This is a genomic window from Blastomonas sp. CCH9-A1 (genome assembly GCF_001557175.1).
Classification (GTDB): Bacteria; Pseudomonadota; Alphaproteobacteria; order Sphingomonadales; family Sphingomonadaceae; genus Blastomonas; species Blastomonas delafieldii_A.
This window is the reverse complement of record NZ_LSHM01000074.1, coordinates 1-25,726: the sequence shown is the minus strand read 5'-3', so window position 1 is coordinate 25,726 and position 25,726 is coordinate 1. Positions and strand designations below refer to the sequence as shown.

Annotated in this window: 22 protein-coding genes and 2 pseudogenes; 16 read left to right on the top strand and 8 right to left on the bottom strand. The window is 60.4% G+C overall.

All coding sequences use genetic code 11. The annotated features are described in order from the left end of the window. Positions 1 to 421 precede the first annotated feature (421 nt). A complete protein-coding gene (locus tag AX725_RS19785) occupies positions 422 to 1,516 on the bottom strand; it encodes a DUF4932 domain-containing protein (protein WP_082737533.1) in 1,095 nt (364 codons plus the stop codon). A gap of 203 nt (positions 1,517 to 1,719) precedes the next feature. Beyond that, entirely contained in the window at positions 1,720 to 2,211 is a 492-nt protein-coding gene (locus tag AX725_RS19780) for a hypothetical protein (RefSeq protein ID WP_156442101.1), read from the bottom strand. Between the two features lie 462 nt (positions 2,212 to 2,673). On the opposite strand from AX725_RS19780, the gene AX725_RS19775 reads away from it, so the two are divergent. The 6 genes from AX725_RS19775 (at position 2,674) to AX725_RS19750 (ending at position 9,565) form a co-directional block, all read left to right on the top strand. After that, a complete protein-coding gene (locus AX725_RS19775) occupies positions 2,674 to 3,666 on the top strand; it encodes a DUF2493 domain-containing protein (protein WP_066046161.1) in 993 nt (330 codons plus the stop codon). A 338-nt stretch (positions 3,667 to 4,004) separates the two neighbouring features. Then, complete coding sequence (locus tag AX725_RS19770) at positions 4,005 to 4,571, top strand: hypothetical protein (protein ID WP_066115152.1); 567 nt, start codon at positions 4,005 to 4,007, stop codon at positions 4,569 to 4,571. A 112-nt stretch (positions 4,572 to 4,683) separates the two neighbouring features. Further along, on the top strand, positions 4,684 to 4,866 hold the full coding sequence (locus tag AX725_RS19765; protein WP_066115155.1) for a hypothetical protein: 183 nt from the start codon (positions 4,684 to 4,686) through the stop codon (positions 4,864 to 4,866). Between the two features lie 93 nt (positions 4,867 to 4,959). Further along, positions 4,960 to 7,986 carry a MobF family relaxase gene (gene mobF / locus AX725_RS19760; RefSeq protein ID WP_066115158.1) on the top strand — a complete coding sequence of 1,009 codons (3,027 nt, stop codon included), beginning with the start codon at positions 4,960 to 4,962 and terminating at the stop codon, positions 7,984 to 7,986. 10 nt (positions 7,987 to 7,996) lie between these two features. Continuing rightward, positions 7,997 to 8,428, top strand: a complete 432-nt coding sequence (locus AX725_RS19755) for a hypothetical protein (protein ID WP_156442103.1) — start codon at positions 7,997 to 7,999, stop codon at positions 8,426 to 8,428. 366 nt (positions 8,429 to 8,794) lie between these two features. Next, positions 8,795 to 9,565 (top strand): NUDIX hydrolase, encoded by a 771-nt coding sequence (locus AX725_RS19750; protein ID WP_066046136.1) that lies wholly within the window; start codon positions 8,795 to 8,797, stop codon positions 9,563 to 9,565. 112 nt (positions 9,566 to 9,677) lie between these two features. Here the strand turns inward: AX725_RS19750 and AX725_RS21805 are convergent. The 3 genes and pseudogenes from AX725_RS21805 to AX725_RS20730 all read right to left on the bottom strand — a co-directional run. Further along, positions 9,678 to 9,767, bottom strand: a pseudogene (locus AX725_RS21805) (IS5/IS1182 family transposase); the annotation flags it as partial. A gap of 19 nt (positions 9,768 to 9,786) precedes the next feature. Beyond that, the gene (locus tag AX725_RS19745; protein ID WP_066115164.1) at positions 9,787 to 10,149 is read right to left on the bottom strand and encodes an acyl-CoA dehydrogenase family protein; all 363 of its coding nucleotides are present in this window, start codon (positions 10,147 to 10,149) and stop codon (positions 9,787 to 9,789) included. A gap of 124 nt (positions 10,150 to 10,273) precedes the next feature. After that, positions 10,274 to 11,055: pseudogene (locus tag AX725_RS20730) on the bottom strand (IS5 family transposase). 101 nt (positions 11,056 to 11,156) lie between these two features. Here AX725_RS20730 and AX725_RS19730 point away from each other — a divergent pair. Further along, positions 11,157 to 12,179 (top strand): IS110 family RNA-guided transposase, encoded by a 1,023-nt coding sequence (locus tag AX725_RS19730; protein WP_066115176.1) that lies wholly within the window; start codon positions 11,157 to 11,159, stop codon positions 12,177 to 12,179. 288 nt (positions 12,180 to 12,467) lie between these two features. On the opposite strand, the gene AX725_RS19725 is transcribed toward AX725_RS19730, so the two are convergent. The 3 genes from AX725_RS19725 to AX725_RS19715 form a co-directional block, all read right to left on the bottom strand. Then, complete coding sequence (locus AX725_RS19725) at positions 12,468 to 12,794, bottom strand: 2Fe-2S iron-sulfur cluster-binding protein (protein WP_066115264.1); 327 nt, start codon at positions 12,792 to 12,794, stop codon at positions 12,468 to 12,470. A 29-nt stretch (positions 12,795 to 12,823) separates the two neighbouring features. Next, positions 12,824 to 14,086, bottom strand: a complete 1,263-nt coding sequence (locus AX725_RS19720) for a cytochrome P450 (RefSeq protein ID WP_066115181.1) — start codon at positions 14,084 to 14,086, stop codon at positions 12,824 to 12,826. A 145-nt stretch (positions 14,087 to 14,231) separates the two neighbouring features. After that, positions 14,232 to 15,385, bottom strand: a protein-coding gene (locus AX725_RS19715) for an IS3 family transposase (RefSeq protein WP_115288592.1) whose coding sequence is annotated in 2 segments (ribosomal slippage) — positions 14,232 to 15,127 and positions 15,127 to 15,385 — 1,155 coding nt in all. Because the reading frame shifts where the segments join, the coding sequence is not laid out codon by codon here. Between the two features lie 140 nt (positions 15,386 to 15,525). Here AX725_RS19715 and AX725_RS19705 point away from each other — a divergent pair. From AX725_RS19705 to AX725_RS19665, 9 genes are all read left to right on the top strand, one after another. Further along, on the top strand, positions 15,526 to 16,266 hold the full coding sequence (locus AX725_RS19705) for a FadR/GntR family transcriptional regulator (protein ID WP_066115184.1): 741 nt from the start codon (positions 15,526 to 15,528) through the stop codon (positions 16,264 to 16,266). A gap of 44 nt (positions 16,267 to 16,310) precedes the next feature. Beyond that, on the top strand, positions 16,311 to 17,453 hold the full coding sequence (locus AX725_RS19700) for an NAD(P)H-dependent flavin oxidoreductase (RefSeq protein ID WP_066115186.1): 1,143 nt from the start codon (positions 16,311 to 16,313) through the stop codon (positions 17,451 to 17,453). A gap of 24 nt (positions 17,454 to 17,477) precedes the next feature. Further along, positions 17,478 to 18,668, top strand: a complete 1,191-nt coding sequence (locus tag AX725_RS19695) for a thiolase C-terminal domain-containing protein (RefSeq protein WP_066115188.1) — start codon at positions 17,478 to 17,480, stop codon at positions 18,666 to 18,668. Further along, positions 18,665 to 19,126 (top strand): Zn-ribbon domain-containing OB-fold protein, encoded by a 462-nt coding sequence (locus tag AX725_RS19690; protein ID WP_066115191.1) that lies wholly within the window; start codon positions 18,665 to 18,667, stop codon positions 19,124 to 19,126. The genes AX725_RS19695 and AX725_RS19690 overlap by 4 nt, the downstream gene beginning before the upstream one ends. Positions 19,127 to 19,133: 7 nt before the next feature. Further along, positions 19,134 to 20,384 carry an acyl-CoA dehydrogenase family protein gene (locus tag AX725_RS19685; protein WP_066115194.1) on the top strand — a complete coding sequence of 417 codons (1,251 nt, stop codon included), beginning with the start codon at positions 19,134 to 19,136 and terminating at the stop codon, positions 20,382 to 20,384. Next, positions 20,384 to 21,475 (top strand): acyl-CoA dehydrogenase family protein, encoded by a 1,092-nt coding sequence (locus AX725_RS19680; protein WP_066115196.1) that lies wholly within the window; start codon positions 20,384 to 20,386, stop codon positions 21,473 to 21,475. The genes AX725_RS19685 and AX725_RS19680 overlap by 1 nt, the downstream gene beginning before the upstream one ends. 58 nt (positions 21,476 to 21,533) lie before the next feature. After that, positions 21,534 to 23,147, top strand: coding sequence for an acyl-CoA synthetase (locus AX725_RS19675; RefSeq protein WP_066115198.1), 1,614 nt, complete (start codon positions 21,534 to 21,536; stop codon positions 23,145 to 23,147). Then, a complete protein-coding gene (locus AX725_RS19670; RefSeq protein ID WP_066115200.1) occupies positions 23,144 to 24,778 on the top strand; it encodes a flavin-containing monooxygenase in 1,635 nt (544 codons plus the stop codon). Before AX725_RS19675 ends, AX725_RS19670 begins: the two co-directional genes overlap by 4 nt. Beyond that, on the top strand, positions 24,778 to 25,726 hold a 949-nt coding region (locus AX725_RS19665), incomplete at its 3' end, for an alpha/beta hydrolase (protein ID WP_066119418.1). The genes AX725_RS19670 and AX725_RS19665, both read left to right, overlap by 1 nt.

The following is a 25,726-nucleotide window of genomic DNA, read 5'->3' as shown; positions in this document are numbered from 1 at the left end:
CCTTTTAGACGCCGATCACCCCGCTAACGGGGTCCCTTTTGCACGCCGGTCCACAACAGAATCGAGGCGTTTGGTTCCCATACTTCGTCGAGAACATAGAAAGAACATTCGCGTCAAGGGATGCAGAGGTAAGGATGGGCGCCTGCTGGCCTTTGGCCGGCATCGCGCTCTATTCCGCCGGACTGCCGGCAGCACACAAGCCTTGCCCGTGTGCTGCGTCTGCGACCGGCGTCACCGAGTCCCTGCCGGGTCTCGGCCCATCCGGGTGACGATCGCTGGCGCGGTGCGGTGGGCTTTGCCCAGGCCTTGCATTGCTCTCGGTCCCGCAGGGTCTCCTCTTATGTCCGGTTTTGGCGAAACAATTCGATCGCGCCGGATGACCGGGATTGGGTGGTTTTTGGAATGGCGGCTCTTCAGCCCATTATCTGCCGCTCGTCACAACCGAGGCCAAAAGGCCTGCCGATGATTGCCTGAAAACATCCAACAGGCGGGGATAGAAATCTTTGATGTTCGCGTTGGCATCGCGGCTCTTCTCGTAGCGCCGGAGCTCGTCCACGAGCGCAGGAACATAGACAAAGCCGCGCCTCACCTCCTCGGCGACCTCCGCATTTGCCGCTTCTTCTCCCCGGTCGGCAGCCGTGAGCCGAGAAGTGATCGCCCTGATTATGCTCTCATTGATAACCTGATCCCAAGTGGAATAGCCTTCACGGCGCATTGCATCACGAAGCGGCCCGAAGTTCTCGGCCGTTGCAGCGACTTGTGAGGTATGGCTTGCCGTCAGCGGGTTGATCACAGTGTGGGCAAACTCGTGAGCCACTAGGGGCTCAAGCCTTGCGGCATCCCCGAAATTGACGGATCCTGCCGTGATTGCGTTCGGCCCGATAAATGCAAATGCAGCCGTCTGTCCTCGCTCGTCGTCGATGCGAGAGGCAAAGCCGCCGTCGTGCAGAAGCGGTCCCAGAATAACTTGTGTCGAGCCGAGCGGTGTCCCCAGGTAGGCGACCAAGGAACTCGTTGAAGCCACCACCGTCGGCCGAGACTGTGCGACCATCCGCTCGTATTCCGGCTGATGGGAGGCATAGAATTCGTCGAACCGACAGTCCTGCGCAAAATCACGCGCCGAAGCCCAGAAATCGGCAAGGCTCTCCGCACCGCCAGCGCTGGCGATCACGCTGTCGCCCAACGGGAACCGAGGCTGCAGCTCCGGGGGCTCCGAAAGCGAAATGAAGGCTTCAGGGACATTGTTGAAGTCGAACCCGCCTGCGGAAAGCTTTGAAAATTTCGTCACCGCAGCATGGTCGGAGCAGGCTGCAAAGAAGCTCGCTGCGTCGCGCTTGTATCCGGAATCGAGATAGGAGACGAGGAAATAGCCGGACAGAAGCTGTATGACACCCATAAGCTCGATCCGTTGATCGACCGTAACGGTGGTTTGTGAAACCGGTGCGGCCCGAGGCCCTTCCAAAGGTGCACAAGCTTGGCTTGCCACCGCCAGCAGCGAAAGTGCCGCAATACGCATTACAAGTCTCCCAACCTATGGGATTTGCACGCTATCAGAACTCCTTAGGCTCTGAAAACCACGAAACGACCGAACACCGCAATGACCGCTTCGGGGTCGGTTTGCGAATTTCCAGTCTCTTCCAAAAATGATCGAAGCTGCTAACCCCGTTCAGGCGCTGGTATCATCTGCGGCGAACGCAGGGCCGAGGATGCCAGATGCCCTTATCGGCCATCCCGATCCAGACGGATCGCTTCCTCGAGAAAGCGCTGGGGGTCTCGAACATACTGCGCTGCCTGCGATTGCATGATTGTCCGCATGACAGCCTCTCGGCTCGGTTGAATGATCGCCCCATCCGGCGTCGCAAGGACGCTATCGAAATGGCGCGCGAAGTCGCAGATCCCGCCGACCAATGGCAAAGACAGGTCCGCCACATTAACCCGGAACTGGATCTCCTCAATGCCCTGCCCGTCGATGCTGACCTGAATGTCGTCCGCTTTCTCGTCGCCCCAAATTCGCAGGCCGTCAGACCAAGACGGCTTCTCTGGGAGGAGCCTGCCGAGTTTCGAGAACAGCACCTCCGCATCAGCCGCCGAGAAACCGAGAACGGTCTCATCGAGTTGCGCGCGGCTCATCCGCGCTGCGGCGACCCCTGCAACGCGCGCCGCAGATGCAGGAATGAGATCGATGACGAATTGCCAAACTGCCATCGTCAAAACATAGCGCTTAGCTGGGCCACAGCAACAGGTTGAATTGCCGCGTCGTCCCTCGCGGTTCATCGCCCCCCGACGAGCCGCGCGGAACCGACTTAAAAGATTGGGAGTGTTCCCGCTGTAACCCCTTCGCAGGGCCGAAGGGGCGGTCCGGTGTGGCGCTGAAGCGCTTGACCGGACCTGCCTTCGTCTCACCTGCTCGAGGGCGGGAACGTCTCTTCCACACACACAGGAACACCTGCCGAAACCTATCGGCGGTCGCCCCTTAGTCAAGGATCGCGGTCCCCCCAATTTTCAGCGGGGAGGCTGTGTCGCTGCGCGCCAGCCAACACGCAGAAAATCGGTTCCCCCACGCCCGCCATGGCGGCGGCGAGACGAGCTCGCCGTCCCTGACACGGTTCGTCCGGCCCGATGGGTTTTTGGCTGTTCCCAATGTGGGGACGATTTCAAAAATCGGAGGCTTTTATGACTGTTTTCAACTCGTTCGCAGATCTGGCTCAGGCACGGATCAATCTCGCCGATGCACGTGAAGGGATCACGGAATCCTACGACGGGGCGTTTCTTGAACACAGCGATCTCGCCAAGCTCAACATCATTGAGGCTCCAATCGCTGCAGAGATGCCGGACCCCGACATGGCGCGCCGCGCCGTGGAGATGGCAATCGGAACGATCTTCGATGTCCTTAAGGATACGCGCATGGAAGAATTCGCGCAGCAGCTCGCCTGGGGCATGGTCAACTCCTTCCACATGACCGCACGCTTGGCTGAAGGTCGCGAAGACGATGCCGCAAAGAAGCTCGGCGAAATGGCACGCCACTTCGACCCTTCGGAAATCTACGCTGTCGAGCTCGAGGAAACACAACAGCTCTGCCAGACACTGCAAGGGTGCCGCGAAGCGCTCGAGGCGATGCGCGATCATGCAGCGGACGTCTACCGCGTCGAAACCGGTCGCCCCTTCACGGCCGCACGGGGATCGCAAGTCAGCAAGAACGGGGTGACCGCAAGCCAGGTGCAGGCACGCGATTTCCTCGCCGCACGCGCCAAGGATCGCAGAGCGCAATTTCAGCCCGATGGCCCGCTGGTGATCGTGTCAGGTGGCCAGAAGGATTGGCACGATTTCGCGATGATCTGGGCTATCCTCGACGACATCAAGTCCCGGATCCCGAACATGGTCCTGGGCACGACCGGCATGCGCAAGGGCGTCGACGCCATGGCGGGTGCATGGGCGCAGCAGAACGGGGTCAACACAATCCTGTTCGTTCCCGACCAGCGCCACGGCAACCGCGCTCCGTTCCTGCGGAACGAGAGCATCGTCAAACTGAACCCGGTCGAAGCGATTATCGGGGAAGGATCGGGCATCCAGTCGAACCTTGCACAGCGCCTCCGTCAGGCAGGCGTGCCGCTGCACATCCGCCGCATCAGTGATCAGGCACAGGTACGGTCGCGCAACCTTGGGTGAGCGCTTTTCGGAAGGCTCCGGCTTATGCCGGGGCCTTCCGCTCTTCTTTTGCGTAAAGGGCGGGCTCTGGGGGCATCGAACCCCCTTCGCCCGCTGACGCGAGCATCGCGATCCCTGAGTTTATCAGCCGCGCTTATACCTTGGCTCGGCGCGCCTTGCCCATGCTCGATGCTTTGCATCTTGCGGGCATCGCTGCCGCGCCAACTGCTTCACCCGGACAATGGTCCGACAGGCCATGCTTGAAGTGAACAAGAACCATTAGCCGGCATTCAGCCACGAGCTCAGGGAATGAGAAAGGAGAGGGGGATGGAGGAGGCGAGCAGAGACAGGAGGCAAAGATGCTCGTCACATTCCGCGTCAAGGATATCGAGACAAGGCTCAATTCGAAACCGGCTCAGATACGCCCGCCAGAGCTCGCAGCGCTGATGCGCAGACTGCACACCAGCAACAGCACGATCGATGCAGACCCAGGCGAATTCCTGGCCGCGCCCCTGAACTTCGAGATCAATGCCAACGCGCTTGCGATCGCCGAGTTCGCATCCTGTTTCGACCATCGCCCGGATATGATCGCGATCGTCGAGGAAGCGCAGTTTCTCGGACGAATGCTGCGGATCGAGCACCAGCAATGCGACGCACCGAGCACGATGCGGGTGAGTGAACATATCGCTCTGGTAGGCGACATCACAATGAGCAGCGAACTTGCTGCAAAGGTGCTCACCTCGCTTGGCTACCATCAGCAAGAATCTGGCCAACTGTCCCTGCAAAAGCTTGGGACAGCGCTAGAAGATCACCGGACATATGCGGCTTTCGCCAAGGCAGGAATCACTCCGCTCTTCGAAAGCCTCGCGTTCATCGCCGCCACCGATTGTGGAGAGCAACATCCGCTGCTCGAATGGACCTCATGACTATCCGGACAGCAGTTAACGAGCAGACTTCGAGCGAAAGCCAGCGCAAGGGGAGCTCTATGGCTATAACCGCCCTGGCAAGAAGGACCAGCGCGAGCGGCAGAACCTTGCCATGCGCGACAGCGAAGAGCGCGGCGCGCAGGCGAAGATCGAAGGGCTAAAGGGGCGAGCGCAGAACAGCAGGGCAGACGCGCAGGAGAGCGAGCTTTCCAAAGAAAACATGCGCGGCATCGGCAACGAAAGGCAGAGCCGTCAGGACCCTTCCATCGACGAAGATCAGGAGCTTGGGCGATGAGCGCGGCAGGACAGACCTGCCATGTGTGCCCCCTATTTTGCGCGCAATGTGCCGGGCCGATGCTCCGGCGCGAACAGGCAAGGGTAGCCTGAGATGCTGTCGGTCGCATCAGTCGCGTCAGCCGGCGGCGCCGCAAACTATTTCGCCAAGGACGACTACTATGTCGGCGATGGCCCTGCGGAGCTCAGCGAATGGGGCGGGAAGGGCGCCGAAGCACTCGGTCTTGCCGGTCCCGTTGCCAAGGATGACTTCGAAAAAGTCCTCGATGGCAAACTGCCCGATGACACGGTCGTAAATGGCAACGCAAACCGCCGCTCGGGGATAGACCTCACATTCTCCATGCCGAAATCGGCCAGCCTGCTGGCGCAGTTGGGCGGCGACAAGCGGATCCTCGATGCGCAGCTGTCCGCCGTCAAGGCGACCATGGCCTATCTCGAGAAACACTATGCGCAGGCCCGCGATCGATCACGCAATGCCAATGGAGAGGGCGTGGTCACAGGCAAGCTCCTCTACGCCCTGTTCCAGCACGACACGAGCCGGGCGCTGGACCCGCAGAACCATACCCATGCTGTCATTGCTGCGATGACCCAAGACAAGGATGGCAACTGGAAGGCGCTGTGGAACGGAGAGATCTGGAAGAACAACACAGTCCTTGGCTCCATCTACAACGCCGCGCTGCGGACGAACCTCGAGAAGCTCGGCTACGAAACCCTGATCACGGGCAAGCACGGCCAATTCGAGATCAAAGGCGTGGCGCGCGATGTGATCGAAGCCTTCAGCCAGCGTCGCCTGACCATTCTGGCGACGGCCGAGAAACTTGGGAAGAGCGCAAACGACACAGAAGCCTTGCGTGAAATCACCAAGCGCACCCGCGATCCCAAGCTCAATCCGGATGACAAGCAGGCGCTTCGGCAAGAATGGGCCAAGCGCGCTGCGGGGCTCGGGTTCGATGCCAAGGCGCTCGTCGAGCAGGCGCGGGAGCGCGGCTTCGAGGGGCGCGAAAGCCCTTTGGGATCGCCTCAGCGGGTACAGGAGACGCTGAGCGCGCTCCGCGACAGCGCGAAGCTCTACACCCGGCCAGCGGACACACTGACAACCAATGGCCTGCAACGGATCACCCTGACGCCCACGCAGCTGCGCACTGAGATGGCAACCGCTTCTGCGATCAGGATCATCGGCGAACGAGAAACCTCCTGGACCCGGGGCGACCTGGTCAAGACCGCGCTCGACCTCGGCGTAAAGGGCGTGACCGCTGACAGGGTGGAAGCACGGATCGGCGTGTTGGTGGCCGACGGGAGAGTGCTGGAGGGCAAGAGCGACAGGCTCGATGGCAGGCCCGAGAAATACACCACACCTGAACATGTCGAGATCGAGCGGGCAACGCTGGCCAATGTCGCTGCGGGAAAGGGTGCAGGCCACTCCATCATCGAAGCTGCTGAGGCACCCGGGCGCTTGCGGCAAGTCGCGGGCACTCATGATCTCAGCGCCGAGCAGATTGCCGCCGGAACACTGGCGCTCGCCAGCAAGGACCGCACGGTCGTGATCCAGGGTGTCGCAGGTGCCGGAAAGACCACGATCATCTCGGCAATTGCGAGCGTGGCGCATCAGGAGGGAAGGGAGGTGATCGGCCTTGCCTTTGCCAACAAGATGGTCAGCGATCTTCGGACCGGGACGAAGATCCGCGGGCCAGACGGAGAGGTCGTCAGGCAGGAAATGGCAGCAAGAACCGTCTCATCCTTTGTGAATGAGCATCTGCGGCCCGCGCTTGCGGGGTCGGGTCCGAAGTTCGAGGCATCGCGCGAAGCCTTGCGCGGCAAAGTGCTGGTCTTGGACGAGGCGTCGCTGGTTGCGAACAAGCCGATGAATGACCTGCTCACGATCGCCAACCGGCTTGGTGTTGAAAAGCTGGTCATGATTGGAGACCGCGCTCAGTTGCAACCGATCGAGGCGGGTAAGAGCTTTTCGCTGATCCAGTCCGATAACCCCGCAATGGCTCGCATAGACACCAGTCTGCGGCAGCGCACCGAGCACATGAAGGAAGCGGCGGGCCTGGTGCGCGCCGGCATGTTCAAGGAAAGCTTTGCCTCGCTTGGCGAGCGCGTCGTGGAAGCGGGCGCAGACCACCTCAAGGTCACCGCTCAAAAATGGCTCGAGCTTTCGCCGGACGATCGCGAGCGAACCGCGATTTACTCATCAGGACGTGCGGCGCGCGGCGAACTCAACCGGATGGTCCAGCAGGGCCTGAAGGCAGAAGGGGCGATCCAGAGGGAAGGGCTGAGGCTGACCACTCTCCTCCCTGCCCACGCGACGCGCGAGGAGCTGCGCTACGCCTCGACCTACAGCAAGGGCCAACTGCTCGAAGTGACGCGCCAGAACGCCCCCGGAGGGCTTGTTCGGGGCCGGTATGATGTCGAGGGCATCGACGCGAAGGGCCGGGTCATGCTGCGCGATGAAAGCGGCAAGCTGATCAAATTCGATCCGGCGGCGATCGATCCTTCGGACAAGCGCGATGCCCTGAGGCTCTCCGAAAAGCACAAGGAGACAATCTACGAAGGCGACAAGATCCGCTGGACCGAAAAGGATGATGCCAGGGGGCTGATGAAGTCAGAGGAGGCGAGGATCCTCGGGATCAGGGATGGGATCGTCACGCTCGAGAACAAGGCAGGCGAGACCGTAGAACTCAAGCAGAATGACCGAATGCTCGAACGCATGGGTCTGGCCTATGCGATCAACATGCATCAGGCGCAGGGCGACACCCGCGACATGGCGATCGGTGAGATGCACTCATCAGCCCGGCACTTGTCAAACCAGCGTCTGGCGCTCGTCATGATGACCCGGGTGCGCGACGACATCACAATCGTCACCAACGACCGCGATCGGCTCCTTGCGCAGATCGGCCGCAACCCGGGCGACAAGACCAGCGCGCTCGAAACCCTCGGCGAAAAGCAGGTCGAGACGAAACGCAGCGGCCGCGAGGCTGGCGAGTTTCGGCCCACAATTCCCGATCATTTGAGGGCACCCGAGGACAGGCAAGCAAATGCCTCACGGATCGATCCGGCGAGCCTTCGGGCAACGCCCCAGCTCGACGTTCCCGAACGCAACATCGAACGCAGCCGATAGGAGGAAGATCGTGACACAGATGGGCCATGCCAAAGCGGGCACGCCGCCTTCAGACACTTCCGAACTTCACTTCGCGAAGCAGCTGACCCTGACCAATCTGGTGAACGAGGCGGGACTTTCGGAGATTGCGCGTGCCGCTGGCGGGGACAGCTTTGAGGTCTGCGACCTCAATATGCACGGGGTTCAGGGATGCGCTGATCTGCGAGCCGCCCTCGATAACCAGAAAATGGCCGCCGAGTTGGTGGCGATAGGTCTGATGATCCTTGTCGCAGTTCTGGTGGGCACGATCGCGGCCGCTTTTGTGAGGCTGATAGCGAAGCGGGTGGCTCCTCCCAGTGAACTGTGCGCCGATGCCTTTGTCCCGCTGCACAGGGGTCCGGCAAAGCCCCTGAAAGGGGCCGTCTACATCATCATCAGGAGGGAGAAAAGACATGGCATTTGACTACGAAGACCCTGTTTGCCAGCGGTGAGGCGTCAAAGCTGATCCGAGGGCGGTGTCCCGAGAGGGAACGCAGGGACGAACGATCTGCGAAGGTGGTCAGATGGGCTCCCAAACCTGCTTCGAGTCAATGCAACTTTCGCCTCTGTGAGACCCGATACAGCACGACCAGCACCGGGCTCGGCCAGTGCGGACAGATCCATGAAACCTTCAAGGGATCGGCACCGCCTAGCAATGCAATTACAGATCCTGACCCTAGTTGATGTCCGGTTTTGCGTCGGCACTTGCCGGGTTGGTCATTTGGGTTAAATTATAGCATATCTATCGAACAATTCGTGCGGGTCCGAGCCTAGACTACTGGAGAACCTGATGACCATGCCGAAGCCCGTTGATCCGGTCCCCGCGGCCACCATGCTCTTACTTCGCGACGTGCCGGAGTTTCAGGTCCTGATGGTCAAACGCCATCACCAGATCGATTTCGCCTCCGGCGCGCTGGTGTTTCCCGGAGGGAAGCCTTCGGTTGGAGATGAAATTCTTGAATGGGCCGATCATTGCAGGGGCTGGAGCACTTTTGACGCTACGCAGCGCACTTTGCGGATCGCCGCGATCCGCGAAGCGTACGAGGAAGCCGGGATTTTGCTGGCTGATCATCGTGACGGCGGCGCGTTTGAGAATACATGTGATATTGAAAGCCGCAAAGCGGTGGAGCGAGGCGAGCGCGAATTTCTTGACGTCGTTCGCGAGGCCGGTGTGCACTTGCGCCTCGATCAGCTCAGCATATTCGCAAGGTGGATAACGCCCACCTTCATGCACAAGCGCTTCGACACCCATTTCTTCGTCGTTCGCGCGCCCGAACGCCAGATTGCCGCATGCGATGGATACGAAACCGTCGATGCGGAATGGCTTTCGCCGCGCAAGGCGTTAGACATGGAAGCAACTGGCGAGCGAACCATTATCTTTCCTACGCGCTTGAACTTGCAATTGCTGGCCAAAGCCGCAAGCGCAGAAGACTGCGTAGCGCAGGCTGAAGCCCGCGATATCGTAACGGTTCTGCCGGAAATCATTCAGCGAGACGGCAAAAACGTCCTTACGATCCCAGCTGATGCCGGATACGGCCCAGCCCACGAAATCATGGGCTGAGAGCAAGCTGCCAGCGGCGAGGAACCTTTGACCTTAGTAGCCGGATAGCTGGGCAAAACGGTCCCTGAGGTAGCTCGACGACCCCCAGCTTGCCTCAGAGTCTGATTCAAAATTAACCGGAGTGATTTGATAATCTTGCGCTCCGGCTGACGAGGAGTAGGATCGAGGCGATGAACAGCCACCCGGTTGCTGAGGCGATGCTAGGTCTGATCCGGCACTGGCTACGAGTAATCCTGACACCAGCGAATTTCGCCACGGCAGATTGGCGGGATATGCTCCAGCTTCTGCTTTTCGTCGCCGTATTCGAGCAGGGTCGGGCCGAACATCATCACACCCATTCCGCCGATCGGATTGTAGGCACCGACGTTGGCGAACTCGTGCTCGATGACCCTGGCCTGGCCTATGGTCAGTCCGCCGATGCCATATTCTTTGGGCCAGGTCGGTGTACCCCAACCACGCCCGGCCACGGCTTCTAGCCATTTCTTCTGCACAGGGGTCTCGTTGGTCGGACCCTCGAGCCCGGCTAGCAAATTGCCCGTGCCCCTGAGTTCGTCAGGAAAATTGGCGGCGAGGAATTGGCGCACTTCGGTGCGAAATGCGTTTTCGCTCGCCTGGGCATCTGGTTCTAGCTGAGTTGGTACGGAAACCTCCGTTAAAAAGCTGAATTCGTGGTTCCCCAGACGGACTACAAGGCCGCGCTCTGGCTGGTTAGGCCGTGTTGACAAAAGACTTCAGCCATAGGCGTGCGGCGGCGAGGTTGAGGAAGCTCTCGAAGGATAGGACGGTCTTGTCGTAGCGGGTGGCAATGCGTCGCTGTTGCTTGAGCTTGGCGAACAATCGCTCGACGCGGTTGCGATCCTTGTAACGCCGATAGTCGGGATGCTCTGGCACCTTGCGGTTCGAGCGGGGCGGGATGATCGGCAGGATGCCTCGGATCAGCAGGCTCTCCCGGAAGCGATCGCCGTCATAGCCTTTGTCTGCCAGCAGTGCCCTCGGCTTGGGCAATGGCAATGCCATCAGCGGTTCGGCAGCGGTGTAATCGGAGGCCTCACCACCGGTTAGGATGAAGCCGATAGGCAGTCCTTGATTGTCGCACCGGGCGTGGATTTTGCTCGTAAAGCCGCCGCGTGATCGACCAAGAGCGTTCTTAACTGCCCCCCTTTTCCGCCCGCTGCCGAGACGTGGCCGCGAACGCTGGTGCTGTCGATCATGTGCTGCCAGTCGTCCGTCAGACCCAAATCAACCAGCGTCTGCAGCAGGGCATCCCAAACACCCTGTTCGGCCCAGCGTCGGAACCGGACGTAGACCGAGTTCCACTTACCATAGCGTTCATGCATGTCACGCCAGGGACAGCCGACCCGCAACACGTGGAGCATACCATTGAGAAACCGACGGTTATCGCCCGCAGGCCGTGCCCAGCGACCACGCTCAGGTGGCAGCAGTGGCCCGATCAGTTCCCACTCCGCGTCCGACAAATCCCCGCGACCCATGACTGCTCCTCAAAAAGCAGTCTTGATGATGTGGACGCCCCCGCACTGACCGGCGCTATGCTGTCGGTCGGTCACCCGAAGCAGGAACAGGAGCGTTTACGATGACGATCACAACGGTTGGGCTGGATCTGGCTAAGAGCATCTTTCAAGCACATGGCATCGATGAGACCGGCTCTGCGGTGCTGGTGAAGAAGTTGCACAGGAAGCAGATGTTGCCTTTCTTCTCGAAGTTGCCGCCATGCCTGATTGGCGTGGAGGCCTGCGGAACGGCGCATTACTGGGCACGAACACTCGCCGCCATGGGGCACGAAGTTCGCCTGATTCCGCCTTCGTACGTGAAGGCCTACGTCAAGCGCGGCAAGAGCGATGCGCTGGATGCAGAGGCCATATGCGAAGCTGTACAGCGCCCGACGATGCGGTTCGTGCCGACAAAAACGGTCGAGCAGCAAGCGATATTGATGGCCCATCGCGCCCGGTCGCTGCTGGTGCGGCAACGTACTATGGCAGCGAACGCGCTGCGGGCGCATCTGGCAGAGTTCGGTCTTGTCGCAAATCCCGGGCTTGCACATCTTGCGACCTTGGCCGAGCAGGCACTGTCCGATCGTGACGGATTACCGCCCTATGCCCGCACCGCGCTGGAAACGCTGGTCCGCCAGATCACGGCGCTGACGGGTGAGATTGCGCTGCTCGACCAGCAAATCGCCAAATGGCATGCCGAGAGCGAAGCCAGCCGCAGGCTCGCCGCCATCCCCGGCCTTGGTATCATCACGGCGACCGCTATCGCCGCGACCGTCTCCGATCCCGATCAATTCACCTCGGGCAGGCAGTTCGCCGCGTGGCTGGGGCTGACCCCGCAGCAACATTCGACCGGCGGCAAGGCTCGGCTGGGCGGCATATCGAAGCAAGGCGATCGATACTTGCGTCGATTGCTCGTTGTAGGCGCCACTGCCGTGATGCGGCACGTCAAGGACAAGCCCACGCCCATGGCAAACTGGATCAGGAAGCTGAGCGAGAAGAAGCCATTCAGGGTGGTGTCCGTCGCGCTTGCCAACAAACTGGCCCGGATCGCCTGGGTCGTGCTGACAAGGAAGGAAGCCTATCAGCCCTACGCGCATTTGGCCTGATCAATCAGGTCACCCGAATTGGTAATGGCAGTCGATGATGAGTAACGATCGAGCCAATGGTGAAACCAACCCGTCTGATTCAATGCGCCTCAAAAGCGCGCCAACTTGATCAGGGACTTCACCGGCGGATTTCCATCAGGGCCAGCGGTCAAATCACGCCCGCATAAATAGGCCGGACATATGAAAGCAACCGATCAAACCTGTCCCGACAAAAAGCCCTTGCCATAGGGGGCGTCCACATATGAATCAGAACTCGAGGCAGTTGGGAATCCCTTTTGTCAACGCGGCCTAGTATTGCTGCGCAGGAACGTGCAAAACTAAACCTTCCATCGCAGCCACCATTGGGATCTGGCAGGCGAGGCGACTGTATTCGTTGGCACCTTCTGCAAATTGCAGAAGCTCTGCCTCTGCTGCCCCTTCGACTAGGCGACCAACCCTGTCGATCCAGGCCGGATCGACATGGACATGGCAGGTCGCACAGGCACAGACACCGCCGCAATCGCCATCGATGCCCGGTACATCATTGAAGAGCGCCGCCTCGCGTGCGGTTTCGCCCTCAGCAGTTTCGACTTCCCGCCGCGTTCCATCGCTGGATACGAACGTCACTTTGACCATCATAAACTCCGTATTTCTGCTTCAGCAAATCAGCGCGCGTGCAGCCGCACCGGCAGCTTCGTGATCCCGCGCACAAGGTTTGAGAAAAGGCGCTCGGGCTCGCCGGTCACTTCGACCTTAGCGAACCGCTTGTGAATCTCTTCCCAGATGATCCGCAACTGCAGTTCAGCCAGCCTGTTGCCCATGCAGCGGTGGATGCCATAACCGAATGACAGGTGATGGCGGGGATTCTTGCGGTCAATGATGAAGCGGTCGGCCTGTTCGATAACCGTGTCGTCGCGGTTACCCGACAGGTACCACATCACGACCTTGTCGCCCTTCTTGATCTGCTTGCCGCCGATCTCCCAATCCTGAAGCGCGGTGCGGCGCATGTGAGTCAGCGGCGTCTGCCACCGGATGATTTCCGGCACCATGCTGGCGATCAACGAAGGGTCGTCATTCAGTTTGCGATATTCATCGGGGTTCTGATTGAGCGCCAGCACACCTCCGCTTATCGAATTGCGCGTGGTGTCGTTGCCACCCACGATCAGCAGAAGGAGATTGCCCAAAAATTCAAGGAAGGGCATATCCCGTGTCGCCGGGGAATGCGCCATTATGGAAATCAGATCGTTCTTCGGTTCTTCGTTGATGCGCTGCTCCCACAGGCCTTTGAAATACATCGCGCACTCGATGAGTTCTTCACGCCTCGCGTCGTACGATTCGACGATGCCGGTTTCAGGAGCGGCGGTGGTGACGTCAGACCAGCGCGTGAGCTTGCGGCGTTCTTCCCACGGAAAATCGAATAGGGTGGCAAGGGTCATCGTGGTCAATTCAACCGAGACCTTGTCAACCCAATCAAATTCCTCTCCTATCGGCAAATCATCGAGAATCTGACATGCTCGTTCGCGGATTGTCGGTTCGAGGAACAGCAAGTTGGACGGCGCTACAGCGGGGGTGACGGCCTTGCGTTGCTGATCGTGCTTTGGAGGATCCATAGCGATGAACATTTCAAGTTCGAGCGCACCTTCCACCGAATGCATGTCCTGAATGGCGATACCGCCGAGCTTTGCCTCCGACGAAAAGACTTTGTGGTTGGTGTCGACAGCCATGATGTCGTCGAACTTGGTGATCGACCAGTAAGGCCCAACATAGCTTTCACGGCAGTAATGGACTGGCGCCTCTCTGCGCAGCCGTTCGAAATACAGGCCGATCGTGTCCTGCTGAAAAAGACTCGGCCGTGCGACATCAATTTCGTCGATCGGAATGGCTGCGACTTTTCCGGCAGTATCCAGCTCCATCGTGTCGATGCCCATGTCTTATCCTCCATCTCAGGCGAGCAGACTCGCCTCGCGTTCAAAAACGTAAATGTTTCTCAAGGCGTGGTCAATAAAGCTTATAAGGGTTATTACGAAATTTGGTCGCACTGTAACCTTGACCTGCCCCCCGCTGATCCCGCGGTCATAACGAGAGTCTGCCGGTTTGATATTCGTGCACGCCCGTCGGCACAAGCGCGCCGGGTGGGACGCTTCCATCTTGCAGGAACGCCCGGCGCGCTTGTGCCGGCGTTCGGTTCCCCAGAGATGAGTGCGGTCTGACGTTGTTGTAGTCGTAGCGCCAGACCGCCAGCTTGCGCCGGGCATCGGCGAGGCTGTCGAACAGCTCCTCATTGAGCAGCTCGTCGCGCAGCGATCCGTTGAACGATTCAATGAACGCGTTCTGCTGCGGCTTGCCCGGATCGATGTAGTGCCACTCGATCCGGTTCTCGCTCGCCCACTTCAGGATCGCCCGGCTCGTAAACTCCGTCCCGTTATCGCTGACGATGCAGGCCGGTTTGCCATAGAGCCGCACCAGCGTGTCGAGTTCACGTGCGACCCGGGCACCCGAGATGCTCGTATCACCCAGCAAGCACAGGTTCTCCCGGCAGGCGTCATCGTTGATCGCCAGGATACGCAGCCTGCGCGACGCGCCGAAGGTGTCGGCCACGAAGTCCATCGACCAGCGATCGTTCGGACGCAGCGGCACGGGCATCGGCGTGCGGCTGCCGCGTGCCCGCTTGCGACCGCGCCGCCGCCGCACCGACAAGCCTTCTTCGCGATACAACCGGTAGAGCTTCTTGTGGTTCATCACGTGCCCCTTGCGTTCGAGCATGACGCCCACGCGCCGGTAGCCGAACCGGCGGCGCTGAGCGGCGATCTCGCGCATCTCCTCGCGGATCTCGGCATGGTCTGGCGGACGTTCTCGCCGGACCGTCTTGGGGTCGACGCCAACCAGCACGCAGGCCCGGCGCTGTGAGATCTGGTAATCCCGCATCACGCCGAGCGCCACGTCCCGTCGCTGGCCTGGCGTCGTCAGACTTTTCCCAGGAGATCCTTGAGGATCGCATTGTCCAGCACGCTCTCGGCCAGCAGCCGCTTGAGCTTGCTGTTTTCCTCCTCGAGCAGTCGCAGGCGCCGGGCCTCCGATACCTCAAGGCCGCCATACTTGGCCTTCAGCTTGTAGAACGTCGCAGGGCTCAACCCGTGCTTGCGGCAAACCTCGGCAGTCGGCAGCCCAGCCTCCTGCTCCTTGATCATGCCGATAATCTGCTCCTCGGTGAAACGACTCTTCCTCATTCATCTGCTCCTTCGCTCAGGGCAGACTCTACATCAAATCGAGGGACCCAGCGGGGGGCAGGTCAACCTTCATAGACAGACGCTGGACATGATATCCAATAAACTCTTATAAGGTTTTATCGAAGGAGCGATTCCCAGAGATGCAACCGAAGATCGATGATTCCAGGAAAGCCAAGCGTGCGCTCACGCTTGCGCAGGACATCGTACGCGATATCGAAGCCGGGGCGCATGTTGCGGGCGACAGGTTGGCCCGCGAGGACGAAATGCTTGCGCGATACGATGTCGCCAGAGCAACTTTGCGCGAAGCTCTCCGCTTTCTTGAACTGCAGGGTGTTATCCATCTTCAACTTGGTCGCGGTGGCGGGCCGGTGGTCGCACGCCCGCAGACCGGCGATTTCGCTAATAGCCTCTCGCTGATCCTGCATTTCATGGAGGCGGACTTGCGAGGCTTGCTCGAATTGCGCGAAACGATTGCGGCGGATGTTGCAGCCTATGCCGCCCAGCGCGCGACCACGGGTGACCTGAGCGCACTTGCCGATTGCCTCAAAGAACTGGAACGAAACGAAGCCAGCAGCCAGTTCGAGGAACTGAATCGCCGTTTTCACGATATGCTCGGCTGGGCCAGCGGCAATCCGCTTTTCGGCCTTCTGACTTCTGCGTTGCACATGCTCACCCGCGAATTTTCGCTCTCGCTCGGGTATTCCGCGCAAGAGCGTGCGGTCCAGTTGCGTTTCTTGCGCCGCGTCCTTGAAGCCGTGCGCAAGGGCGACGCCGAAGGAGCGCGGCAGGCGATGGCGCGTCTCGTGGCAGGCTCCGCCTCCTATCTCGCAGAAAGAAGCCCTGAGCTTGTGTCCCAGAAGGTCAGGTGGGGGCAGACGTAAAAAACGGGCGCCGGTTGGTGGCGCAGAATGGAGAGAGTATTACGATGGCACTGAAGAGTCGCATTTGCGAAATTCTCGGGATCGAATACCCGATTCTTCTGGCCGGAATGGGTGGGGCAAGTGTCCCTGCGCTCGCGGCTGCCGTATCGAATGCCGGGGGACTTGGCGTTCTTGGAGCCGCGGCCTGCTCGCCAGACCAGTTGCGCAGCTGGATCCGCCAGACCCGCGAACTGACCGACAAGCCATTTGGGGTCGACACCCTTCTGCCTGCTTCCGTCAGGCGCGGGTCGGCACCGCAGAGCGGCGGCTCGCCCGAAAACCCGATGGCACTGCTTGGCGAATATCAGCAGTTCACCCGCGATTTCATGGAACGCGAGGATCTGCCCGAAGTGGATGCCGCAATGGCCATGCTCGCGGCTGGCGCGCCGGAAATGGGCAAGGGCGGACCGCAGCTGTTCACGCGGGAGTTTTTCGAGGCGCAGATGGAAGTGGTAATCGAGGAAAAGGTGCCAGTCTATGCCGCCGGCCTCGGCAATCCCGGACCGTGGATGGACCGCCTTCATTCCAATGGCACCAAGGTGATGGCGGTGATCGGCAAGGTCAAGCACGCCCGGCAGGTGGTCGATTCCGGCATCGACATGCTTGTGGCGCAGGGCCACGATGGCGGCGGGCACAACTCCCCGATCGGAACCTTCTCGCTGATTCCGCAGGTAGTCGATGCGGTGGGCGATCGGGTTCCCGTGATTGGAGCGGGTGGAATTTCCGATGGCCGGGGAGTCGCCGCAGCGATGATGTTGGGCGCGCTGGGCGCGTGGGTCGGCACGGCGTTTCTGGCAACCGAAGAGGCAGGGATTGAACGGTTCCAGAAGGAAGCAATAACCGACGGCGGCGATGCAGATACCGTCGTTAGCCGCTCGTTGACCGGCAAGCCTGCGCGCATGATCCGCAACAAATGGGCCGATGCCTGGGTTGCGGCGGGCAAGGAGCCGCTTCCCATGCCTTACCAGTCGATGATTTCAGGGCCGGTCATGGCTTCGGGCATCAAGGCTCAGCGCAAGGATATCATGCCTGGCTTCGCGGGGCAGGGAATTGGCCTGATCCACTCGATCCGTCCAGCGGCAGAGGTCATGCGCGATCTTGTCGAAGGGGCCGAAAGGGCGCTGGCCGATGCCAGATTCTATTCCTGAATTGCGGTAAGACGGGGACGCGGTATGAACGCTTCGCAGACCTTATTCTTTGCCGACAAGGCCGCCATAACCGGTGTGGGCGAAACCGCATTCGTCAAGGGCACCGAGCGGACCGCGGTGGACATGATGCTGGAAGCCTCGCGCCGCGCAATCGCGGATGCCGGGCTGAAACCTTCCGACATCGACGGCATGGTGCCGCCGCCGATTTATACGACCTCGGAGGAAATGGCCGCCAATCTCGGCATTGATGTGCTGCGCTATGCGGCCACCGTTCACATGGGCGGCGCCAGCCCGACGACGGCGCTGCAGAACGCGGCAATGGCGATCGCCAGCGGGCTTTGCGATCACGTGCTGGTGACGCTCGGTTGGAACGGCTATACCGCCCTCAGGCCCAAGCCGGGTGCCCCGCCCACTCGGGCGATGAACATGAACACGCTGACCAATACCATCCAGGGCTATTACATCCCCTATGGTGTGTTCCTGCCGGTGCAGATGTATGCTTGGCTGGCGACCCGTCACTCGAAGCTTTACGGCGTGGGCGCGGATGCGATGGCAGCGGTAGCGCTAGCCTGCCGGCGTCACGCGCAGTTGAATCCGCGCGCCTTTACCTATGGGCGCGAACTCGACGCGGAAACCTACCATTCGGCGCGCTGGATATCCGAGCCCTTTCGCCTTTACGATTGCTGCCTTGAAACCGATGGCGCCTGCGCGGTAGTCATATCGCGAATGGAACGGGCCAGGGATATGCCCCATGTGCCCGTCAGCATCGCCGGTGCCGCTGAAGGCCACCCCTATCCAGCCGACGACATCCCTTCGCGGCCCGATCCCTTCAAGATTGGCCTCAGCTATGCTGCCCCGCGCGCTTTCGACATGGCGGGCGTCAAGCGCGAGGACATGGATTTCCTGCAGATTTACGACTGCTTTACCTATGTCGTTTTGCTGCAACTGGAAGCGATGGGCTATTGCGAACCGGGCGGACAGGCCGAATTCGTCGCCAATGGCCAGATTGAGCTGGGCGGCCGCTATCCGATCAACACTCATGGCGGCTTGCTCAGTGAGGCGCATGTCTGGGGACTCAACCACGTGGTCGAAGGAGTGCGCCAGCTTCGTCACGACTGCGGCGAGCGCCAGGTGCTAGGAGCCCAGACCGGCCTAGTGACCGGCTGGGGTGACCTTGGAGATGGAAGCATTGCCATTCTCAGGAGGTTTACATGAGCAGCGAGAGCGATCTGCCCCCCAAAATGCGGCCCTCCGCGCAGGTTGCGCCGCCCAAACCGCGACCTCGCCCGCAAGACCCGGTTGAGCAGGAATTCTGGAAGCGGTGCCAGGACGGCAATCTCTATTTCCAGCGCTGCGGCGGCTGCGGCTGCTTCCGCCACCTGCCGCGCTATATGTGCGCAAAGTGCGGCTCGCCGGAATTCTCCTGGGAACGCAGCAGTGGCAAGGGCACGCTGTTTTCCTGGACCGTTACCCACCAGGCCCTCCACCCGGCTTTTGCCGCCGAAATTCCCTTCGTGGCGGCGCTGGTGGAATTGGAAGAGGGCGTACGCATGGCCACGCGCCTGATTGGTTGCGATCACGAGCGCCTAGCGCTCGACCTTCCGGTGGAAGTGGAATTCGAATTGATCGGTGAGGACTTCCGTCTTCCTGTTTTCCGCCTGCGTGAAAGTTAGAAGCGTCATGGATCTTAATTACGGGCCCGAATACGATGTCTTCCGCAAGCAAGTGCGGGCTTTCATCGAAGCGCACAGCCATCTCGCGCCGCCCTCTGCTGACCGGGCGGCCCGACCTTCGTCCAAGGCGGTCGAATGGCAGAAGCTGTTGATTGAGCATGGGTATACCGCGCGTACGATCCCGCAGGAGTATGGCGGCTATGGAGCGGAGCCGGACATTCTCCAATCGCGCATCATTGCAGAGGAGTTTGCGCGGGCCAGGGTGCCGGGCGGGCTTTCCAATCAGGGAATCTCGATGTTCGTGCCGACCCTGCTCGAACTCGGCACCGAGGAACAGAAACGGCGCTGGATCGAACCCACGCTAAAAGGCGACGTCGTCTGGTGCCAGGGCTATTCCGAACCAGGTGCCGGGTCTGACCTCGCCAACCTCAAGACCAGCGCGCACATTGAGAACGGCGAATTTGTTATCAATGGCCAGAAGATCTGGACCAGCACCGCCAAGCAGGCCGACATGATCTTTTGTCTGGTCAGGACCGAACCGGACGCACCCAAGCATGGCGGCATTTCCTACCTGATCTTTTCGATGGACACCCCAGGCATCGAGGTTCGCCCCTTGAAGACGATGACCGGTCACGCCGAGTTCAACGAGACCTTCTTTACCGATGTGCGCGTACCGGTGGACCAGATCGTCGGCCAGCGGGGACAGGGCTGGTTCGTGGCGAACGCGACCCTGGGCCATGAGCGCGGCATGCTGGGCGATCCCGACGCGCTAGAAAATCGGCTGCAGGCGCTAATCGGGCTGATGCAGGAAGAGCGTTTGGGCCAGGCTCGAGCGATCGACAATCCGGTACTGCGCGACCGGTTGGTAGCACTTCAGGCCGAAGTGGCGGCGATGAAATACAACGGGATGCGCGTACTTTCGAACAGCCTCAGGGGAGAGCCGGGCGGCATGGCGAAGTTGATCGTCAAGCTGCAAAGCTGTGAACTCGCTCACCAGATTTCGGCGCTGGCGATCGACGCTATGGGCGAACTGGGCATTCTCTATCACAACAGCCCGCGCGAGCGGCACGGCGGGGCTTGGCAATGGAACTATATGTTCCAGCTCGGTCTCATAATCGGCGGCGGGACCGCTCAGATCCAGAAGAACATCATCGCCGAACGCGGCCTTGTAATGCCGCGTGAACCGAACCCGGCAAAGACCTCGAATGTAGGGCCAAAAGCCTCAGACATGGCGAGTCAGAAGCAGGGAGCAAACTGATGGATTTCGGACTTTCGCAGGACCAGCGGATGTTGCGCGACGCGGTTTCGCGGTGTCTTGCCAATACTAGCCCGCTCAGTCATGTCCGCGAATGTGCGGAGCGTGACAATCCGCTGAGCGACCAGGTGTTGCGGGCCCTCAACGACCTCGGCGTTGCCGGAATGCTGGTCCCCGAAGAGCACGGCGGGCTCGGCATGACCCTGCTCGACGCGGCAGTGGTAGCGGAACAGCTTGGCTATGCGGTCGCCCCGGTGCCGTTTCTCGCCAGTCAGGCTCTCGCACCGATCGCCTTGCGCGATGCGGGCAGCGAGGAGCAAAAGGCCCACTGGCTGCCAAAGATCGCGAGCGGCGAGGCGCGTATCGGTGTCGCTATTTCTGAGACGATTGAGGTGCGCGACGGCGCGGGGGTTTCCTCTGTCGGCGGGAAGCTCAACGGCACCGCCCTGTTCGCGCTCGATTTCGAAGGAGCCGATGCCTACATCGTCGCCGATTCCGGTGGCAGACTGCACCTTGTCGGTGCCAAAGCGTCCGGGTTGGTAGCTATCGCGCTGACGACTATCGATCGCACCCGCAGCGTCGGGGAATTGCATTTTGATGGGACCGCGGCGGAACCATTGGCTGACGATGGCGGAGTTGCAACAGCCCGGTTGCGCGCTGCGGGTCGTGTTATCCTCGCCGCCGACAGTCTTGGCGCAGGTCAGGCCATGATCGAAAAGGCTGTCGATTATGCTGGCCAGCGCGAACAGTTCGGCCGCCTGATCGGCAGTTTCCAGGCCGTAAAGCATATGTGCGCCGAGATGGCCGCGCGGCATGAACCGTGCCGCTCGCTCGTCTGGTACGCCGCCCACGCCTTCGACGCGGTGCCGAATGAGGCATCGCTGGTTGCCTGCTATGCGAAATCGCACACGGCGGAGGTCCATCGATTTGTCGCACGCACTTCCATCGAAGTGCACGGCGGAATGGGATTCACCGACGTGCTTGGCCTGCACTACTGGTTCAAACGGATCGGATTCGACCGGCAGGTCCTTGGTGGGCCAGAAGTGGTCCGGGCGGAGGCTGCGGCACTTCAGGGTTGGACCAAAGCCGCGTGATGTTTCTACCGGGAGACGCGCGCTAAAGCCGCCGCACCATTCGGAGAGGAGAACTAATATGACCGACTGGAATCTCGGCGACATTCTCGACGCTTTCGAGCCTGTCATGCCAAAGGATGCGCCGGCCCTGATCCACGGTGACCGGATTATTACCTGGCCCGAAATGTCCGCGCGTTCGAACAATGTTGCCCGCGCGCTGCGTCAACGCGGCGCTGGCGATGGCGCAAAGGTCGCCTTTTATATGCGCAACCGCCCAGAATATGGCGAGTTGATGGCAGCCTGCTTTAAGGGGCGCTTGATCCATGTGAACATCAACTACCGCTATGTCGCCGAGGAGGTCTTTTACATCTTCGACGATTCCGACAGCGAAGTAATCGTCTACAGCTCGGAATTCCGCGACTGTATCGTCGAGCTCAAGGACCGGCTCGAGAAGGTTCACACCTTTGTGGAAATTGGCGAGGCGTCGCAAATCGCGCCTTTTGCGATCCCTTACGAGACATTCGCGCAAGAAGGCGACGGATCGGCGCTCGGAATCGTGCGCTCACCCGAAGATCAGCTCTTCATCTATACCGGTGGTACGACCGGCATGCCCAAGGGCGTGATGTGGCATCACGACCAAATGCGCAAAGCACAGCTCGAGGCCCAGAAGCTGCTCGCCCCCGTTCCTCAGACACTCGAAGAGCACGTCGCGTTGATCACAAGTCAAGGGCCCGGCAACCGCACTGTGCCCTCCTGCCCGATGATGCACGGGACCGGCTTCATCACCGCGATCGGCACACTTATGTCGGGCGGCGCCATCGTTACACTTGCAGACCCGTCCTTCGATGCGACGGAATTGTGGGAAACAGTCGATAAGCACAAGGTGCAAAGCATCGCAATTGTGGGCGATGCATTTGCCAAGCCGATGCTGCATGCGCTGGACGAGAATCCCGGCCGCTGGGATACCAGCAGCCTAGTTACCATCGTTTCATCCGGCGTGATGTGGAGCAAGGAAGTCAAGGATGGGCTGTGCAAGCATATCCCCCAGGTGGTGCTGATGGACAGCTTCGGCGCTTCCGAAGGGCTCGGCTTCGGCCGCTCCATCACAACCGCGCAAGGGGGCACCAACACCGCGAAATTTGCGATTGGCGAATGCTGCGATGTCTTTGACGAAAACGACCAGAAAGTGACGCCGGGAAGCGGCGTACCGGGATTTATCGCTCTCGCCGGGGCGATCCCGGCGGGCTATTACAAGGATCCCGAGAAATCCGCCAAAACGTTCCGTACAATCGATGGGGTTCGCTATTCGATTCCCGGCGACTGGTGCACGGTCGAGGCCGATGGCAGCCTGACCTTGCTGGGCCGTGGCAGCGTGTGCATCAACACTGCTGGCGAGAAAGTTTACCCTGAGGAAGTCGAGGAGATTCTCAAGACCCATCCCGCCATTGGTGACGCGCTGGTCGTGGGCGTGCCAAACGAAAAATGGGGTCAAGCCGTCACCGCCGTCGTCCACCTCAGCGGCTCCGCCCCGTTCGACGAGCAAGCCGTCAAGGACCATGTGCGGGGGCAGTTGGCAGGCTACAAAACGCCGAAGGCAATATATCCAACGAATACCCCCCTGCGCGCATCGAACGGCAAGGCCGACTATGCAACGGCGAAGGCAATTGCCGAGAGCCTGACTGCCGCTTCATGACGACCCAGACTTCGCCCGATTACGACGCGGTGATCGTCGGTGCCGGCTTCAGCGGGATCTACCTGCTGCACAAGTTGCGGGACGCCGGGTTCAACGTGCTGCTGGTCGATGCTGCGGCCAGTGCGGGCGGCATCTGGCACTGGAATTGCTATCCCGGCGCACGCGTGGATTCGCAGATTCCGCTCTATGAATTCTCGATCCCCGAAGTGTGGCGGCCATGGACCTGGAGTGAGCGCTTTCCCGGCTGGGCAGAACTTAGGGCCTATTTCCGCCATGTCTGCGATACGCTGAAACTTTGGCCGCTGATGCGGATGGGCTCGAGGGTCGAAAGCGCCGATTTTGAAACAGGGCCGGGACTATGGAATCTACAGCTTGAGGGCGATGAAACCATAAAGGCGCGCTTCCTGCTCCCAGCCCTCGGTTTCGCGTCGAAGCCATATATCCCCGACATTCCGGGCATTGAGGATTTCGAGGGTGAATGGTGCCATACGGCGCGCTGGCCGCAGGAGGGTATTGATCTGGATGGGCGCAAAGTTGCCCTGATCGGAACCGGAGCGAGCGGAGTGCAGGTCGCCCAGGAAGCGGCCAAACGTGCGGAGGCGCTGATAATATTTCAAAGAACTCCGATCCTGGCCCTGCCGATGCGGCAGGAGCGGCTGACGAGGGAAGATCAGGAGCACGAAAAGTCTGGCTATCCCGCCTATTTCGAACAGCGTCGGCATACGAGCGCTGGCTTTGAATACCAGTTGCTTGAGGTGTCGGCGCTCGAAGTTGGCGAAGAAGAGCGCAATGCGCACTTCGAAGATCTGTGGCAGCGGGGCGGATTGAGGTTCTGGTATCACAATTTCGCTGACATTCTTACCAATCGCGAAGCCAACCGCCACGCCTACGATTTCTGGCGCGACAAGGTTCGCGCGAGGATCGCCGATCCCGATCTGGCCGAGAAACTCGCCCCATCCGAACCGCCGCATCCGTTCGGCACGAAGCGGCCTTCGCTCGAACAGGGATATTACGAGATTTTCGCGCAGGACAATGTTGCGCTGGTTGATCTGAAGGCAAACCCGATCACCCGTGTCGCGCCGCACGCAATCACGACCGAAGACGGCGAGGTCGAATGCGATTTCATCGTTTTTGCCACCGGCTTCGACGCCGGGCGGGGCGGGTTGATCGACATGAACATCACCGGCAGAGGCGGCCAATCACTTTCGCAGGCCTGGCAACACGGCTTGCGCGCCTATCTGGGAATGGCGGTATCGGGTTTCCCCAATATGTTGTTCGCTTACGGCCCCCTCAGCCCCTCGGGATTTTCCAATGGGCCGACAAGCGCGGAAATGCAGGGCGACTGGATCTGCGACTTCATGGTCTGGCTGCGAAGCAACGGTTTCTTCCTTTTCGACGCTCAACCGCAAGCCGAAGATGGCTGGACCGAAATGGTCGCCCAAGCTGGCGCGATGACGCTCTTTCCCGAAGCGGACTCCTGGTACATGGGCGCGAACATCCCGGGCAAGAAGCGCCAGCTTATCAATTTCCCAAGCATGTCGGCCTATGCCGCGATTTGCGACCAAGTGGCGCGCGATGCCTACCGCGGCTTTACCGCCAGCACACCAGCGAACAAGGACTGCGTAACCTGATGAATGAGATGGTGAGAATCGAAGATTTTCCGACCGACATCGACCCAATTTGGGCTGGTGACGGTTCGCATCTGCCCGAATGGTTCGTGTCGGCCCTCAAGGTGCCGCGCGAAGAGGGTTATGTGGAAATCGATGGGGCCAAGGCGCACTATTTTCGCTGGGGTCACCCGGGCAAGCCCAAGGTGCTTATGACGCATGGCTTTCTCGCCCATGCGCGCTGCTTCGCCTTCATTGCACCGTTTCTTGCCGAAGACTATGATGTGGTAGCGTTTGATCTGGCCGGCATGGGCGACAGCGAGATGCGCGGGCGCGCCGACCTCTTGGCAAGGGGGGGCGAGTTTCGCGAGATTGCCGAGGCGCTGAATATGTTTGCGGATGGCCAAAAGCCGACGATTATCGCGCACAGCTTCGGATCGGGAGCGGCCCTGACAGCCGTGACCCAATCGCCCGGGACCTTTGCCGGAGTGGTGGTTTGCGATCTCATGATCATGCGGCCTGCTCTCCTGGACGAGTACTGGAACCTCAGCCGGTCCAGCCCAGGTTCTGGCGATCCGGACAAGCCCAGCAAGCGCTATCCTAACTATGAAGCGGCGCGCCAGCGGTACATCCTTTCCCCGCCCCAGCCGGTCGGCGCGCCATTCCTGCTGGACTACATGGCCTATCACTCCCTGCGGCAGGATGGAGACGAGTGGACTTGGAAGTTCACGACCGAGGTCTTTCGGAGGAGCAACAAGCCCGACGAATGGCTCACAATGGGCGAGCGCCTGGTGCAGGCACCGGGCCGGAAGGCCATCGTGCACGGTGGCTTGAGCCAGCTCTTTACACCGGAATCAGCCGAATATGTTCGTGAACTGGGTGGAGGTGACATTCCGATAATCGCCGTGCCTGAAGCCGTTAGCGTCCGCGCTCGTGGTGTAATTTTCGGTGGAGATTTAGGTGCTGCTGGTG